Below are 14,252 nucleotides of genomic sequence, written 5' to 3' on the forward strand. Positions count from 1 at the left end.
ATGTCCCGACTTTATATTGCAGAAAAACCCGAAGTGGCCAGAGCCATTGCCGCCGCCTTGGGTGTCGATATTGAAAGGCGCAACGGATATTTCCGTTGCGGCAACGGCGACAATATCACTTGGTGTTACGGGCATATGCTTGCCTTGTGCGATCCGGAAGATTACGACAGCAAATACGGCAACTGGAAGTTTGAGGATTTGCCAATCGCGCATATCCCTTGGCGTAAAAAACCCTTGGCCGACAAAAAAGAACAGATCGGGGTTATTCGTGATTTGCTGGCGGAATGTACCGAGATTGTTCATGCCGGAGATCCCGATGACGAAGGACAGTTGTTGGTTGACGAACTGTTGGAGTTTTTGAATTGTGCCAAACCGGTTAAACGGGTACTGATTAACGACAATAACGAACGATCTGTAAAGAGAGCGTTATCGGCAATAGAAGACAACGCCAAATTCAGGGGATTGTCCCAATCGGCGGAAGCGCGGTCGGTGGCAGACCAGTTATACGGATACAACATGACCCGAGCCTATACGCTGAAGGCTGCGGAACAGGGTTATCAAGGAGTGTTGTCTGTCGGCAGGGTGCAGACTCCGATTTTGGGTTTGGTGGTGCGGCGCGATCGGGAAAACCAGTCCCATGTCAAAACCCATTATTACCATGTGTATGCCGATTTGGATGTGGATGGTGTCCGGTTTACTGCCCGTTACGTTCCAAACAAGGATCAAGATCCGATAGACGATAAGGGACGTTTGTCCGATCCGCTGTTTGCACGGCAGATAGCCGAAGCAGCCAGTGGTCAGCCGGTAAAAATTTTAGCGGCTAAAACTTCTGCCAAGCGGCAAAGTCCGCCGCTACCATACAATCTGCTCAAATTACAGGCGGATTGTTCGCGCAAATTCGGTTTGAAACCCGATCAGGTAAAAGACATCGGACAGTCATTGAAAGACAAACACCGCTTGATTACCTACCACCGCAGCGACTGCCAGTATCTCAATGACGAGCATTTCGATGATGCGGCAGACGTGCTGGATGCTGTCGGAAAAACCGCATCAGTCTTTAAAAATGCCATTGCATCGGCCGACACGAAAATCAAAAGCAGGGCTTTCAATCCGGATAAAGTTTCGGCGCACCATGCCATTATTCCTACCGTCAAAACGGCCGATATGGACGATCTGACTGAAGACGAAAAGCGGGTCTATCTGCTGATTGCCCGCGCCTATATCGCCCAATTTTGGCCGGATCACGAATATAACCAAACCGACATTGAAGCAGAAATTGCAGGTAAGAAATTTGTCTGCCGCAGCAATGTAACCGTAAAGCCCGGTTGGATGGCTCTATACAAGAACGATCAAGGCAATGCGGAAACTGCGACAGATCCCGAGGATTTGAGTGTTGATTTGCAGATGCTCAAACCGGGAAACAGCGGCCGGTGTTTGACAGCAGAAGAGACGCAGTTTGAAACCAAACCGCGCCCGTTATACACGATGGATACGCTGCTGAACGATTTAACACGGGTAGCCAAGTATGTGCAGAATCCGAAATTGCGCGAACTGCTGATTGAGAAAGACAAGGGAAAGGAAGGAGAGCACGGCGGAATCGGCACCCCGGCCACTCGGGACGAAATTCTGCGTAATCTGCTGGATAAGGGTTTTCTGCTGGAAAAAGGCAAAAACATTGTCAGTTCCGAAATCGGCCAACAGCTTTATGACGCGCTGCCCGATCAGGCGAAGTTCCCCGATATGACAGCCTTATGGCACGAGCAGCAACAGCATATTGTCCAAGGTGGTTTGGACGCGCAACGTTTTGTGAACAGTCTGATGGAGTACATATCCGGCGAGGTGGAGCGGGTAGGGCGGGAAGGCATCAGTCTCAATGTCAAGAAGTACCCGTGTCCCGAATGTGGCAAACCTTTAAGGCGGATGCGCGGATCGAAAGGATTTTTTTGGGGTTGTACCGGCTATAAGGATGGATGCAAGGCTTCTTTTTCCGACAAGGCCGGTCGGCCGGTTCTGGCACCAAAAAAAGCCGATCCGTCGTCAAAATTCAAGTGCATGGCCTGCACTCATCCCTTGGTCAGACGGCCGGGAAAACAGAAAGGAACGCATTTTTGGGGATGCAGCAATTACCCTGAGTGCAAGCAATATTACCCCGATGCTGGCGGTAAGCCGGACTATTCCAAGCATACGAAAGGATAAGGTATGAGTATCGACATCGAAGTGATCGCAGAAAAAGTGGCGGATTTGAATATCCCGGGAATGGAAGTGGATTTTGATCCGGCAGAGGCAGAAGCCTTGGGAGCGTTTGAGGAGACCGCAATGGATGCGGAAACCGCGCGGGATTCCGTGGCAGACCTTTCCCGCGAAGTGGTGGAAGGAGCGTAGGGATGCAGAAGAAAAAACCGTTTTACGAACAGGTCGCGGAAAAACTGATCGAGCAGTTGCGGCAGGGAACCGCGCCGTGGCAGAAACCTTGGGACGGCGGTGGGTTGCCGGATTTTATGCCGCACAATGCCATTACCGGACGCCGTTATCGCGGCATTAACAATCTGTGGTTGCAGGCACAAGGCAGAAAGGATCCGCGCTGGATGACCTATAAGCAGGCATCATCCATAGGGGCGCAGGTGCGCCGTGGCGAGAAGGGTACGGTTGTCGAATATTGGCAGTTTACCGAGGAAGTTACCAAAACCGATGCAAAGGGACAGGAAATTATCGGCAAGGACGGTAAACCGGAAAAAGAAACGGTTCGTTTGGAGCGGCCGAAAGTTTTTCATGCGGTAGTGTTTAACGGCGAACAAATAGACGGTTTGCCGCCGTTGGAGCCGCGGCCGCTGAGTTGGAACCCGGATGAACGGGCAGAAAAAATCCTGAAAAATTCAGGTGCGGTCATCAACCATCAGCACGGCGATAGGGCGTTTTACTCTCCAAGTAGGGACAGTATTACCCTGCCGCTGCGTGAACAGTTTGCAAGCCCGGGTGCCTACTATGAAACAGCCCTGCACGAATTAGGGCATTGGACGGGGCATACAGACCGCTTGAACCGTGATCTTTCCCATCCGTTCGGCAGCGAGGGCTACGCGCGGGAGGAATTGCGTGCCGAAATCGCTTCATTGATGCTGAGTCAGGAACTGGGTGTGTCATTCAATCCAGACCAGCATGCCAGTTATGTAGCAAGCTGGATTACAGCATTGCAGGACGATCCGATGGAAATCATGCGTGCAGCTTCTGACGCCGAAAAAATCCAAGGCTATGTCATGGCCTTTGATCAGGTGCGGGAAATCGAACAGCAGAACGAGGCGGCAGTGAGTATTTCTGATAGACAGAATATTGATGAAGCCAGCTTGGCGGAAGAAAAGAACCTTATCAATGCGGTTGATAAAAATGATGTGGCGGCGATCATCAACTTCATGGCTGAAGAGAAAATGCACGAGGGCTTGAAGCGTTTCAGTCTGGTTATTTCGGAGATGGATGATGCCACGTTTCAGAACGCTTTTTGGCAGCGGCATCAAAAACCGGAGAATGGAGAGTCATTTATGGAAAATCTGAATGCGGCCAAAGAGGCTTTGGACGAAGCCATCGAGCAGTCCTCTTATCGTACGGTTGAAGAACAGATCCGCCAGTTTCTGCCGGAGCAGGACAAGGAAAGCGTCCGCGTGGTTTCCGATGAGCGCGTTTACGTTCAAATTCCTTATGCCGACAGGGAACAGGCAAAAATGCTGGGCGCGAAATGGGATAAGGAGGAGAAATCGTGGTACATCCCTCCCGGGGTCAATCAAGAGCCTTTCAGAAAATGGCTGGACAGTGCCACCAACCAAGCAAAAACGGTAACGGACAATACTCCGGCCATAGCGAAAACGCTAATTGATGTGCCGTTTCGTGAAAAAAACGAAGCGCGGGCATTGGGCGCGAAATGGGATAAGGATCAGAAGTCTTGGTATATCCCCGAAGGCGTGAATACCGCACTGTTTGCACGGTGGATGCAGCCGAAGCAGGAAGCGTTGGCAGAAGAGGCCGTGCCGGACGATACTCCTCAGGAAGAAGCAGTTGAGCGTCAGGTCGCAGCCATACAGCAAGAGTATCAGGCTGCCAAAACAGAAGAAGCACCGGCAGAAGAAAACGCATCCCGTGTTTATCTTGCCGTTCCGTATGAAGAAAAAGAAGAGGCTAAAGCCCTTGGTGCCAAATGGGACAAAGCCAACAAATCTTGGTTTATGGAAAGCAGTAACGCCAATTTACCGGCCGCGTCAAAATGGTTGCCGGAAAAGCAACAGACTCAAAGCATGCCCGCGATGTCGCCGGTGGAAGAGTTTGCCGACAAGTTGCGCGAAATGGGGTGTGTGGTGGCTAATGGGCATCCGTTTATGGACGGACAAAAACACCGAATCGAAACCGTCGGCGACAAAAAAGGCGAGCGCAGCGGCTTTTATGTTGGTCATTTGGACGGCCACCCGGCAGGCTACATCAAAAACAACCGGACGGGAGCGGAGGTTAAGTGGAAGGCAAAGGGATACAGCCTGTCTCCGGAGGAAAAAGCCAAGCTGGCCGCCGAGGCCGCTCAGAAGCTGCAAATGCGGAGCGAGCAGAAAAAACAGGCTCAGGAAGCTGCTGTCGGCCGTATCAAATACTATATGGAAAGCTACCTGCCCGTTCAAACAGGCACGCCTTATCTGAATGCCAAGGGTATCAAGCCGCAGCCGGGTATCTTTACCGACCGCGAGGGGCAGAAAACTTTCATTCCCGTGTACAACGCAGCCGGGGAGTTACGCTCCATGCAATACATTCAGGCGGACGGTACCAAACGTTTTGCCAAAGACAGCGAGCAGGAGGGTTGTATGCACGTTGTCGGCCAACAGGATCTGGCTAAGGCCAAAACCATTATTTTATCGGAAGGCTATGCTACGGCCGCCTCGATTAAAGAAGCAACCGACGATACGGTGGCCAGTGTGGCCGCGTTCAATTCCGGCAACCTGCCTTTGGTGGCCAAAGTCTTGTCTGCGAAATACCCTCAGGCTCAGTTTTTGGTCGCCGGAGACGATGATTTGGCTGTCGAAGCCAAGCAGGGCAACAATCCCGGCAAAGAAAAAGCGTTGGAGGCGGCAAAAATCCTTAACTGCCGTGCAGTGTTTCCGGTGTTTGCACCGGGAGAGCAGTCGTCGGAGCATAAGGCATTTACCGATTTCAACGATTTGGCTCAGAAATCCAAGTTCGGCCGCGAAGGTTTGGCCAAGCAAATCAACGAAGCGATACATGCCCGACCGGCAAACGAATTGCAAACCCTGAAAACACGCGGTTTGCAGGAAGAAGCGTCTCAGGATCGGCCTGTCGAACAGACCAAGCGGCAGCAGCGGGCAACAACCCGGAAAACCGCATCGCGCGGCAGCCGATAGGGGGTGTTATGGATAAGGACAAATTATACAGAGTGGCTTTTTTTCTGACTTATCACAAACAGGCCAGGGAAGGATGGTTCTGGCGGGTTTTCGGCATGGCCTTTGACGGCCGCCTGCGGCAGACGCTGCAAAATATCGCCGTCGATTACCGGAAAACCAGCCAGAACCAGCCCTTGGCGTTTGACGATTATTTGGAAATGTTGCAGCGGCACGAAGAGGAAAAAATGGGCGTGTCGGCCGAACGGAATCAGTCCGAACAGGCCGCCGTCAAGGCATTTCAGAAGCAGTACGGACTGAATCATCGGGTAGGTACGCATGCCGATACCAAGACGCTCAGCATTACCATTACGGCGACAGATGAAGATTTTATACCTGCGGTCGAAATGGGATTAGAGCAGGTTTTGGGATCCCTTGCGGCCGGAGAAACGGCGAATGAGGGAGGTAACGAATACGGCCGGTATGCTTTTATGGTCAGCGGTAACGTGAAAGGGAGGGAGCGTTGAATCGTCGGGATTTTTTAAAGCTGTCGGCCAAAGCGGCCGCGCTTGCTTCATCAGGCGGCCTTTTACTGTTGCCGGAAATCGTTTTGGCGGATGACAGCCGGTTTTGGAAACGAAGCCGGGTATTGTCCATTTACCGGCCTGCTTCCCGGGAACGGAAAAACATCAAATTCTTTGCCGACGGCCAGTATATCCAAGAGGGCTATAAGGCTCTGTGTTGGATGATGCGGGATGTGGTGGACAACCATCAGATGCACGCCATCAACATCAATTTGATCAATCTGCTGTTTGCCCAGCAGCAGTATTTGCGTGATTTGGGCAGACCGAATCCGGAGTTGGTTTTGCATAGCGGATTCCGCACGCGCCGACATAACGACTCGTTAGAGGGGGCGGCCAAAAACTCCCAACATTTGTCCGGCAATGCGGGGGACTTTCATATCGAAAGAGCGTCCCTTTCCGAGCTTGCCGCTTTGGCAAGAAGGTTCAGGGTAGGTGGGATCGGTATCTATCCAACCTTTATCCATAACGACATAGGCGTTTATCGGGAGTGGAGAAAATGAGTCTGTCCGCTGAAAATCGAACTTTCTACCTTGTAGAGACAGGTGAGATCGGCTTTGGTAGTTCGGCTTTATTTATCAGCCAATCTCTTGAAGAGGCGGAAGCGGTCGTCGCCGATTTTTTCAAAGGGGACGAAAAGCTGCATTATGAGACGGATGGGAATCAGCCCGAGATCAGTCTTGGCATGGGCGAGCCTCAAGAGGAGGAATATATTCCTTTTTTGCCGAGGGAGCCGTTTTTTTGGACTAAGGGCGGATCCGGAATGATGGGGACGGAATATGTTACCATTCGCAAGACTATAAACGGTTATCTTGAAGGTGCTGGGAGTTTCAGGCTAATCAAGAGTCAGCAGGATTGAACGGAAAGAGCGGTTTCATGCTAAGGCATCAAACCGCTCTTGGTTTAAGTATCGGCCGTGCTGCGGCACCGCCTCTCCGAACCCCACCCCTTCCCCGTGAGGGGCAATGAGCCGGCTGCGGCCGGCAGAAGGTTTTCCTTGGTGTCAAACGGCTTTTGGCCGTTCGACGCAACCGGCATTCCCGCCCCGCTGTTGCGTGATTCCTAAGACAAACTGCTTTGAGATACAAGGCCGAGCCTGCGGTGCCTGCGGCAGCCTTGTATCTCAAAGCAGTTTGTCTTTTAACGTCATCACAGCGGGGCGGAAACGCCGATGCTGGTTCAGTTCAAAAACCGTTTAACACCAAGGAAAGTACGGGAGACAGAGATGGCAAGCTATACCAACAGATTAACTGGGCATCCGAATGTATTTGTCGAGCAGAATATTTGGAGCAATGGGGAGTTGATGGGATTCAGTCCGATTAACGTTATGTGGGACGGACGAAATGCCCCTACACTGCTTTGCCGATACACGTTCGATGGCGGGCAGTATTACAGCCTGCAAGTGTCAGAAGCGGCCGAACTGGAGACGCGCGGGTATCAGATTGTTTGCGATGATTTGCAGTGTCTGAAACTGAAAACTGCCAAAGCACGGCGCAGCGGCATCTTGGCTTTGATTTTGGCCGATGCAGGGATTGAGTGATAAGGAGAAAATTATGCTTTATTGGGATGATGTGTCCGACAGTTTCGATGGTTGGATGAATCTGCTGCGCCAACTCGGCGGCGACTCGTTTATCAACTTCGAGCAGGACATTTGGGAAACGGCACGGACATATGAAACCGTTCCGCATTTTGGAAACCTTCGGCAGCATCATTTGCTGGAGCGTTTGCAGGATACCATCCGCAACCGGTGGCCGTTCTTGCGGACGGGTTTTTTAATCAATGCGCTGGATACACACTTTTATGTCAATGACGAGCCGGTGGAAACCATGCGGGATTTGGATGCAGTATTAGGTTGCCATTATCGCGAAAATGAAGACGATTTAAAGGAGGAATGAACCATGTTTACGCATTCTGTTTGTTCTTATCCGCAGCGCGGAAATTACGGTAAAAGCGGTTATCGCGGAAATTGCACGGGGCATATCATCCGCGACTTTGTGGAAAGCTATCTTGCTCCGGAAGGACTGTTTGCCGACCCGAGCATCGGCAGCGGTACCAGTTCGGATGTTGCGGAGGAAATGGGCATTCGTTTTAAAGGAACGGATTTGCATCAGGGATATAACCTGCTGACTCAGGATTTTGCGGCATTTTTAGGAGAACAGGCCAATTTAATTTGGTGGCATCCGCCTTATTGGAACATGATTCGATACAGTGGCAACCAATGGGGTGATGCAGCCAATCCGTGGGATTTGAGCCAAATGGACTTGGAACAGTTTCAAGAGGCTATGCTGCTGGCCATGATGAACATCCATGATGCGACCGAACAGGGCGGGCATTATGGGATTCTAATGGGCAACATGAGGAAGGACGGCCGTTACTATAATTTGAGCAGCATGGTTGAACGGATGGCGGCGGGGCGGCTGGTGGATGAGATTATCAAAATCCAGCACAACTGCGTCAGCGACAGCCGCCAATATGGCGGAAAGCTGGTACGGATTGCCCATGAGAAACTGCTGGTCTTTAAAAAAGAGATTCAGACGGCCTTGTACTTTTTGGCTAAAGCGATGAATAGGGTTGAGGCGGTAACGGCCGTTACATGGAAAGCCGCCGTAAGACGGGTATTGCAGGCGGCAGACGGGAGGAATATGGGCTTGACGGAAATTTATGGCGAAATGGAACCGTATGCCGCTGCGCGGGCAGAAAACAGGAACTGGCAGGCCAAAGTCAGGCAGGTATTACAGGACGAGCGGTTTTTTCTGAGAGTGGGGAAAGGTATTTACGCACTGAAAACGGAATAGCGACAAACTGGAGTTTGTCGGGCGGCTTCGGCCGCCACGCGGTAGCCCTTCGCTGCGCTCCGCCCCACACCCCCTGTCCAAGCGAAATTTCAGTCAGAGCCTGAACCTTCGCTTGACCAGCCCCCTACCGCGTTATTATTGAATTTAAGATTCAATCAGATTGTTTGGATTTTTTCTCCATTTCAACCAAATCAACCAAAGCCTTTGCTTTTGCATCGGCATACTCTTTGAAACCTAACCGTTTGGCTTGCAAATACTCGTCTTCGCCTATGAAGCAGCAAATCGGATTTGAGCCGTCTGCGAGATGTAGGAACGAGTTGGGATTTTCGTTTGCCGGATAGGAAAGCTGCGCCAAGTTGTATCCGTAGAATACAGCAAGATTCGGGCGCGGCATGTGGATGCTTTCATATCCCAGCCATAAAAACAGAATCGGGACGATAAAACGGTATGGTTTTTTCTGCTTGATGGTAAAGAATACGGACGCCAAGGAGAGGATGCCGAGTGCAGTCAGAACCCAAGAACCGCAGATAGTCAGGTAGTAGTATAGCGGAGTTTGCTCTTCATATAGGCTTAAGGAGTTTTGAATGATTGCTGAAAAAGCATCAATCATTTGCTCATGTGGCATGGTGTCTCCAATCACTCACAGTTAATTTTTACAGTTAAGCAGAATAACAATTAATTTATTATAATGAATAAATAAGCGAGAGTAAAAATTTAGCGGCTAAAATTTATTTGACAAGTAGGATAAATTATCCTATAATTATAAACATGAAAGAGAGTCTTTGGGCTTGACAGGAGTCAATTAAAGCCATTATGGGGTATGGTGGGCAATGGCCAAATCTTGAGTAAGAGGTGAGTAACCTAGATAAGTGGGTGCAAAAAGTGTACTTTATGAACCATGTTTCGTTAAGGTCTGGAAGTATAGGTCAAAAACGTTGTTATTTATTTTGAACTGGCTTATTATTCAAACATAGGTTTTGAACCATGTTGCTTAAAAAGCAGGCAAAAACGGTTTGATGACGAAGATTCAATTTATTATATGTGGCAGGCTGGCGATATGGGCAGCTTACTAACAAAATTTGTGGATAACTTTTGGAGGAAGCCAAGATGCAAATGCAAGAAACTATTCCTGGTATCAATTATGAAGTGGCTTTGGAGTTGTTGGGAGATTCGATGCGCCCATTAATTCAGGCAAGAGAGTCCGAGTTTGTAAAGGATAAACCAAACCAAGCGTTTATCGAATACTGTACAGCAAGGCTTGAGGCTATCGATATGTTGCGTGACAGTCTCTCTCCGGAGGACACAGATATTATCGCGCGTATTTTCAATCCGGATGACCAAACAGTTGGACGTGTAAAATGATTGAGTACACCCCTTTAAGTGCCGAAGGTAAGGCAAGAATTCTGAATGGTTTCATGAAGCCACGTTTATCTAGAACGCAAAGTGTGGAGCAACCCAAAATTGTTCTAGTTGGGGCACAACCCGGAGCGGGTAAGAGTAAGGCAGCTTCTTTAGCTAAAAGCGAGTTACGCCAAGAAGGCGGATATATCCATGTGGATGCAGATATTATGCGTGCACTGATTCCTGCGCCGGAGGGGGTGGTGTATTCGTCTGAACAAACTCAGAAAGATGCCGGTGCTTTGGCCATTAGTGTTCGGAATAGTGCAAAAGAAAACCGGCGGAATATTGTGGAGGAGGGGACATTTAGAAATGCTGCAAGTATCAGCCAATTTATCCGTGATAGAAAATCAGAAGGGTACGGGGTAGAAATGCTGGCGGTAGCCACTGCTTCTGAAGAGAGTGTAGCCGGGATTTTTAAGCGTTATGAGGAACAACATGCCAAAGGTGTTTCACAGCCTAGATTTGTTGAAGAGTCGTACCATAACGAGGCAATGGCTGGATTCAAGGATACGTTGTCTCAATGTGAATCAAGTTTTGACAGGGTTCGTGTTACCAACCGCGCAGGAGACATCCTTTATGACAGTTTGAATCGGCGACAAAACCAGCATGAAACGGCAAAAGATGCACTATCGGCTTATCAGGAAATAACCCCTAAACGGTTGAAACAGGTTGTAAAAGCATGGGACGAGATACAGCTTCAGGCAGAAAGCCGCAGTATCGATCCAATACCTAATTATCTCGGCATGGTCAAACAGCATAGTGAAGCAATTTATCAGCGTGTGGAAGAGATTTACCGTCAGGAAAGGGTGGTGGCTAATTCAGAAGGGGCAACACTGCAACGCAAATCAGGCGACACATGGCAGGATATTGAGAAGGCTGAAGCCAAGGGGATGAAAGCCGGTATTCACATGCTTGGCACGGCGAAACCGGCTAAATCCGGCAGGGAATACAGCGGAGAGATTGTCCATAAAGACGAGGCATCGGTTTTCCAGAAGACTGACCAAGGTCTGATACGCCATAAGGCGGTTCAGGGTATGGCGGAAGGAAAGTTTTCTAGTTTGTCCGAACAGGTGGAAATTGGTCAGAAGGTTTCTATTAAGCGGGAAGGAAATGAATTGTCCGTTAAACCGGCAGATGCCTCATTAAAGAAAACGATGAAGCGATGATGAGTAATATAAAATTAAGATTAGGATTTTATTATGAATAAAGTTGAGCCCCAAGAAAGTAATGCTATCAGAATGATAAAAGAGGCTTGCGAAAAAAACCGCAGGATGATGACAGACGAAGCCTTCCGCAAAGAAGTGGAAAAACGCTTGTATGCCGGCCCATCTCCGGAGCTTCTAGCTAAGTTGAGAGTGTTGTGGGCGGCAAATAAGGAGCAATAATCCGCTATGGTAAAACTGTCTAGCGATATTAATTTGAGAGATTTTGGCAATAACGAATATTTGTCTTCCGTTCAGGATGAGGCCATCCGTTTTGCGACCGAACAAACAGACGAGATATTGTCTTTATATAGCCAACATGCAGATACAGAAGGCGGTAGATATGTTTGTGCTGATACGTTTAAAGAGTTGTTTCCAGCTTTTGAAAACAAAGAAGACAGGGCAACGGTTAATAATGCTATCCACAATTCAGCAGCAGTTTTATCTTCTACCCAGTTTGACGAGGTGCTGAAACGCGACGAGCCACAGAAGAAAGAAGTTATTTTCGTTACGGGAATTCCGGGTTCGGGAAAAACTTCGACAGTAAAGAACATGATGATGCAGGATACCACCAAGCTGCTTTTTGAAGGACAGCTTGCGCGGCCGCAGTCTGCTTTTCGCAAGATTGAGCAATGTTTGGATCGTGGCCTCGAAGTTATTATTGTGGCCGTCAGCATGAGGGCTGAGAGAGCTTCCGACAATACTTACAAACGGTTTAACGAATATGGTAGGGGAGCTAGTATAGGCATCATGGCCGATATTCAGGCTAATCTTCCTAACGGGCTCAGTCAAATCAGGGATAAGTTTGGCGATGCGGTAAAAATAGTCGGCATCAACCAAGACAGGAACAGTGAATTTATCGATAAATTCGATGATGTCATTAAAATGCTTTCCTTGGGGTCGCAAGAACAAATATTGGGCAGGTTGGCTGAGAAAATCCAAGGTGATTTCGATTCAGGGAAAATCAGCCGGGAATGTTTCAATCAGGCCAAGGGCAGTATGGATCTTGAAAGTATTTTTGCCAAAAAAGAGTATTCCAAGCAAAGGGTAGTTACTAACTCCAAGGGTGTTACCCTAGAAACAAGGTCAGCAAACGAGTTGTGGTCTAAGGGGGAACAAATTCCTGTAACAGGCATGAAAGCCGGTATCTATTTACTAGGTCAAGCTAAAAAAGCAGAGACTGGTCAAACTTATTCCGGAGAAATCATTTACAAGGATGCCGCTGCGGTATTTCAAAAAACCAAAAACGGGCTTGTCAGGCACAATGCAACACATAACGAAGAAAGACTGGCCAAATTGGTTGAGATAGGGCAGAACGTTTCTATCGGAAGCAATAAGGGCAAATTGATTGTCAAGTCTTTGGAGTATTCCGCCAAAAAATCCATCAGCAGATAAGCAGGGATACGGAAATGAAAGAAAAAATGCGGTTGATCATGGAAATTTCGCTGATTATCAGGGAACTGTCTTATTCCCGGCGTGGGTATCGGCCTGAGAGTTATGCGGCTGCGCTGGATAATTTGACGATAATCGGAGATTTGGCCGACATTTTGCACAACATCGAGGCAGCGACAGGCAATCTGTTTATTCAAAGGATGGTTGATGAAAAACTGAGGAAGTTTGTTACCGATTTTCCGGCTTATAAGGTACGGTTGTCTCCGTTTTTGAATGGCTGTCTTTCACACTTGGGCGCAAGAGTTTTTAATCAGTTTGAGGAATTATGATTATCGGCTATTTGAGGGTATCGACCAAAGAGCAGAATGTGGCCGCACAAAGACAGGTTATCCAAGACAAATACCAAATCGAACGGTGGTATGAAGATCAGGCCGCTTCGGGTGCAGTAAAAGCCCTGAATCGGCCTGAGTTCCGTAAGATGGCTGAATTTGTACGCCAAGGGGATACCGTAGTCGTAGTGGCTATTGACCGCTTGGGCAGAAATACCATCGATGTTTTGGAGACGGTGCAGTTTTTGCAGAAAAAGGGCGTGGCCGTAACCTCGCTCCGGGAAAACTTCGATTTGGCCAGTCCGTTAGGCACGGCGATGCTGGCTATTGTCAGCGCATTTGCGGAGTTGGAACGCAGTTACATCAAAGAGCGTCAAATGGCCGGTATCCGCAATGCTAGGGAAGAAGGGAAAAAACTGGGGCGGAAAGTGAAAGTCGATCCCGAAGAAATCCGCCGATGGCGGCAGTCTGAACAAACCAGTATTTCCCGGACGGCCGCACATTTCAATGTTAGCGAAAGTACGGTCAAACGGGCTTGCAAGGCAAAGTAGTTTGGTACTTTTACCCGGCAACGCCGGAAGGAAAGGAAAAGGGCAGGGCGGGGATACCGCGCTGCCCTTTTCTTAAGATACCTATCGCTTTATAAAGCGGGCTGCAAATCGTTCATTTCCTCAATCCGCAACATACGAATATCCGAAACGGCCGGCTTAAACCATGCGTAGGTCTGGCTCAGTTTTTGGGCGGCCAAAACACAGCTAACGGCTGTAACCTCAGAGCCTCCAAAATATACGCTGCCTTGTTGATGGTTAAAACCTAATCCGACCAAGGTTTTTTTTACATCGCCGTAAGCATTTTGCCAGCTACGTTTATTAGGGTAAAGTTCTTGTAAAACGGTCGTATCCAAATCAAATGCAATTGCGTAAGACATTTCCATACCTCCTAAATAATTGAATTGATATAAACATGAATTTACCATCCATGTCAAGGGGGAAATCAGTTAATCATCCAACAATCCGCTTACCGGTATTCCGGGGTATTCTGAATAGCCGCCCTGCGGATAGCCTCTAACAAGGCTTTTTCTTTTGAAGATTGCCAACCGCTCCATTCGCAAGCATTGTATTCGTAACCATCGCACATCTGATAAAAGGCCGTCTGAAACTCTTTTTCAGACGGCCTTTACTGTTAGTTTTGG

The 14,252-nt window shown here is 48.8% G+C and carries 17 protein-coding genes; 15 read left to right on the forward strand and 2 right to left on the reverse strand.

The genetic code is table 11. From position 1 onward, the window contains the following. The 9 genes from ACTHR2_RS09760 (at position 1) to ACTHR2_RS09800 (ending at position 8,736) form a co-directional block, all read left to right on the forward strand. Positions 1-2,196 carry a DNA topoisomerase 3 gene (locus ACTHR2_RS09760; protein WP_127308521.1) on the forward strand — a complete coding sequence of 732 codons (2,196 nt, stop codon included), beginning with the start codon at positions 1-3 and terminating at the stop codon, positions 2,194-2,196. A 3-nt stretch (positions 2,197-2,199) separates the two neighbouring features. Continuing rightward, on the forward strand, positions 2,200-2,382 hold the full coding sequence (locus tag ACTHR2_RS09765) for a hypothetical protein (protein ID WP_101122524.1): 183 nt from the start codon (positions 2,200-2,202) through the stop codon (positions 2,380-2,382). A 2-nt stretch (positions 2,383-2,384) separates the two neighbouring features. Further along, positions 2,385-5,384 (forward strand): DUF5710 domain-containing protein, encoded by a 3,000-nt coding sequence (locus ACTHR2_RS09770; protein WP_440375679.1) that lies wholly within the window; start codon positions 2,385-2,387, stop codon positions 5,382-5,384. 8 nt (positions 5,385-5,392) lie between these two features. Then, complete coding sequence (locus tag ACTHR2_RS09775; protein ID WP_101116766.1) at positions 5,393-5,887, forward strand: transcription elongation factor; 495 nt, start codon at positions 5,393-5,395, stop codon at positions 5,885-5,887. Next, positions 5,884-6,444, forward strand: a complete 561-nt coding sequence (locus tag ACTHR2_RS09780; RefSeq protein WP_050896458.1) for a YcbK family protein — start codon at positions 5,884-5,886, stop codon at positions 6,442-6,444. Before ACTHR2_RS09775 ends, ACTHR2_RS09780 begins: the two co-directional genes overlap by 4 nt. Further along, positions 6,441-6,800: a hypothetical protein gene (locus ACTHR2_RS09785; RefSeq protein WP_033910162.1), complete on the forward strand. Its 360-nt coding sequence runs from the start codon at positions 6,441-6,443 to the stop codon at positions 6,798-6,800. Before ACTHR2_RS09780 ends, ACTHR2_RS09785 begins: the two co-directional genes overlap by 4 nt. 366 nt (positions 6,801-7,166) lie before the next feature. After that, positions 7,167-7,481, forward strand: a complete 315-nt coding sequence (locus ACTHR2_RS09790) for a hypothetical protein (protein WP_082295984.1) — start codon at positions 7,167-7,169, stop codon at positions 7,479-7,481. Positions 7,482-7,494: 13 nt separating this feature from the next. Beyond that, a complete protein-coding gene (locus ACTHR2_RS09795; RefSeq protein WP_013085576.1) occupies positions 7,495-7,836 on the forward strand; it encodes a hypothetical protein in 342 nt (113 codons plus the stop codon). Positions 7,837-7,839: 3 nt separating this feature from the next. Beyond that, the gene (locus tag ACTHR2_RS09800; protein WP_003701917.1) at positions 7,840-8,736 is read left to right on the forward strand and encodes a hypothetical protein; all 897 of its coding nucleotides are present in this window, start codon (positions 7,840-7,842) and stop codon (positions 8,734-8,736) included. Positions 8,737-8,887: 151 nt separating this feature from the next. Here the strand turns inward: ACTHR2_RS09800 and ACTHR2_RS09805 are convergent, their stop codons facing one another. Further along, entirely contained in the window at positions 8,888-9,361 is a 474-nt protein-coding gene (locus ACTHR2_RS09805) for a hypothetical protein (RefSeq protein ID WP_206692149.1), read from the reverse strand. 482 nt (positions 9,362-9,843) lie between these two features. Here ACTHR2_RS09805 and ACTHR2_RS09810 point away from each other — a divergent pair, with 482 nt between their 5' ends. From ACTHR2_RS09810 to ACTHR2_RS09835, 6 genes are read left to right on the forward strand one after another with little or no spacing between them, the layout of a single operon-like run. Then, a complete protein-coding gene (locus ACTHR2_RS09810) occupies positions 9,844-10,098 on the forward strand; it encodes a hypothetical protein (RefSeq protein ID WP_013085578.1) in 255 nt (84 codons plus the stop codon). After that, positions 10,095-11,303 carry a zeta toxin family protein gene (locus tag ACTHR2_RS09815; RefSeq protein WP_003701908.1) on the forward strand — a complete coding sequence of 403 codons (1,209 nt, stop codon included), beginning with the start codon at positions 10,095-10,097 and terminating at the stop codon, positions 11,301-11,303. The genes ACTHR2_RS09810 and ACTHR2_RS09815 overlap by 4 nt, the downstream gene beginning before the upstream one ends. Positions 11,304-11,336: 33 nt before the next feature. Beyond that, on the forward strand, positions 11,337-11,522 hold the full coding sequence (locus tag ACTHR2_RS09820) for a hypothetical protein (protein WP_003701907.1): 186 nt from the start codon (positions 11,337-11,339) through the stop codon (positions 11,520-11,522). Positions 11,523-11,528: 6 nt separating this feature from the next. Then, on the forward strand, positions 11,529-12,734 hold the full coding sequence (locus tag ACTHR2_RS09825; protein WP_440375680.1) for a KfrB domain-containing protein: 1,206 nt from the start codon (positions 11,529-11,531) through the stop codon (positions 12,732-12,734). A gap of 14 nt (positions 12,735-12,748) precedes the next feature. Beyond that, positions 12,749-13,060 carry a hypothetical protein gene (locus ACTHR2_RS09830; RefSeq protein ID WP_231592998.1) on the forward strand — a complete coding sequence of 104 codons (312 nt, stop codon included), beginning with the start codon at positions 12,749-12,751 and terminating at the stop codon, positions 13,058-13,060. Beyond that, positions 13,057-13,611 (forward strand): recombinase family protein, encoded by a 555-nt coding sequence (locus tag ACTHR2_RS09835; RefSeq protein ID WP_003701901.1) that lies wholly within the window; start codon positions 13,057-13,059, stop codon positions 13,609-13,611. Before ACTHR2_RS09830 ends, ACTHR2_RS09835 begins: the two co-directional genes overlap by 4 nt. Before the next feature lie 89 nt (positions 13,612-13,700). On the opposite strand, the gene ACTHR2_RS09840 is transcribed toward ACTHR2_RS09835, so the two are convergent. Next, positions 13,701-13,988: a virulence factor gene (locus tag ACTHR2_RS09840; protein ID WP_234395849.1), complete on the reverse strand. Its 288-nt coding sequence runs from the start codon at positions 13,986-13,988 to the stop codon at positions 13,701-13,703. Between the last annotated feature and the right edge of the window lie 264 nt (positions 13,989-14,252).

Origin of the sequence: Neisseria sp. P0006.S004 (genome assembly GCF_051963015.1) — a bacterium.
GTDB lineage: Bacteria > Pseudomonadota > Gammaproteobacteria > Burkholderiales > Neisseriaceae > Neisseria.

Coding starts and splice junctions, on each gene's coding strand:
- ACTHR2_RS09760 (WP_127308521.1), top strand. CDS start 1: ATGTCCCGACTTTATATTGCAGAAAAACCCGAAGTGGCCAGAGCCATT.
- ACTHR2_RS09765 (WP_101122524.1), top strand. CDS start 2,200: ATGAGTATCGACATCGAAGTGATCGCAGAAAAAGTGGCGGATTTGAAT.
- ACTHR2_RS09770 (WP_440375679.1), top strand. CDS start 2,385: ATGCAGAAGAAAAAACCGTTTTACGAACAGGTCGCGGAAAAACTGATC.
- ACTHR2_RS09775 (WP_101116766.1), top strand. CDS start 5,393: ATGGATAAGGACAAATTATACAGAGTGGCTTTTTTTCTGACTTATCAC.
- ACTHR2_RS09785 (WP_033910162.1), top strand. CDS start 6,441: ATGAGTCTGTCCGCTGAAAATCGAACTTTCTACCTTGTAGAGACAGGT.
- ACTHR2_RS09790 (WP_082295984.1), top strand. CDS start 7,167: ATGGCAAGCTATACCAACAGATTAACTGGGCATCCGAATGTATTTGTC.
- ACTHR2_RS09795 (WP_013085576.1), top strand. CDS start 7,495: ATGCTTTATTGGGATGATGTGTCCGACAGTTTCGATGGTTGGATGAAT.
- ACTHR2_RS09800 (WP_003701917.1), top strand. CDS start 7,840: ATGTTTACGCATTCTGTTTGTTCTTATCCGCAGCGCGGAAATTACGGT.
- ACTHR2_RS09805 (WP_206692149.1), bottom strand. CDS start 9,361: ATGCCACATGAGCAAATGATTGATGCTTTTTCAGCAATCATTCAAAAC.
- ACTHR2_RS09810 (WP_013085578.1), top strand. CDS start 9,844: ATGCAAATGCAAGAAACTATTCCTGGTATCAATTATGAAGTGGCTTTG.
- ACTHR2_RS09815 (WP_003701908.1), top strand. CDS start 10,095: ATGATTGAGTACACCCCTTTAAGTGCCGAAGGTAAGGCAAGAATTCTG.
- ACTHR2_RS09820 (WP_003701907.1), top strand. CDS start 11,337: ATGAATAAAGTTGAGCCCCAAGAAAGTAATGCTATCAGAATGATAAAA.
- ACTHR2_RS09825 (WP_440375680.1), top strand. CDS start 11,529: ATGGTAAAACTGTCTAGCGATATTAATTTGAGAGATTTTGGCAATAAC.
- ACTHR2_RS09830 (WP_231592998.1), top strand. CDS start 12,749: ATGAAAGAAAAAATGCGGTTGATCATGGAAATTTCGCTGATTATCAGG.
- ACTHR2_RS09835 (WP_003701901.1), top strand. CDS start 13,057: ATGATTATCGGCTATTTGAGGGTATCGACCAAAGAGCAGAATGTGGCC.
- ACTHR2_RS09840 (WP_234395849.1), bottom strand. CDS start 13,988: ATGTCTTACGCAATTGCATTTGATTTGGATACGACCGTTTTACAAGAA.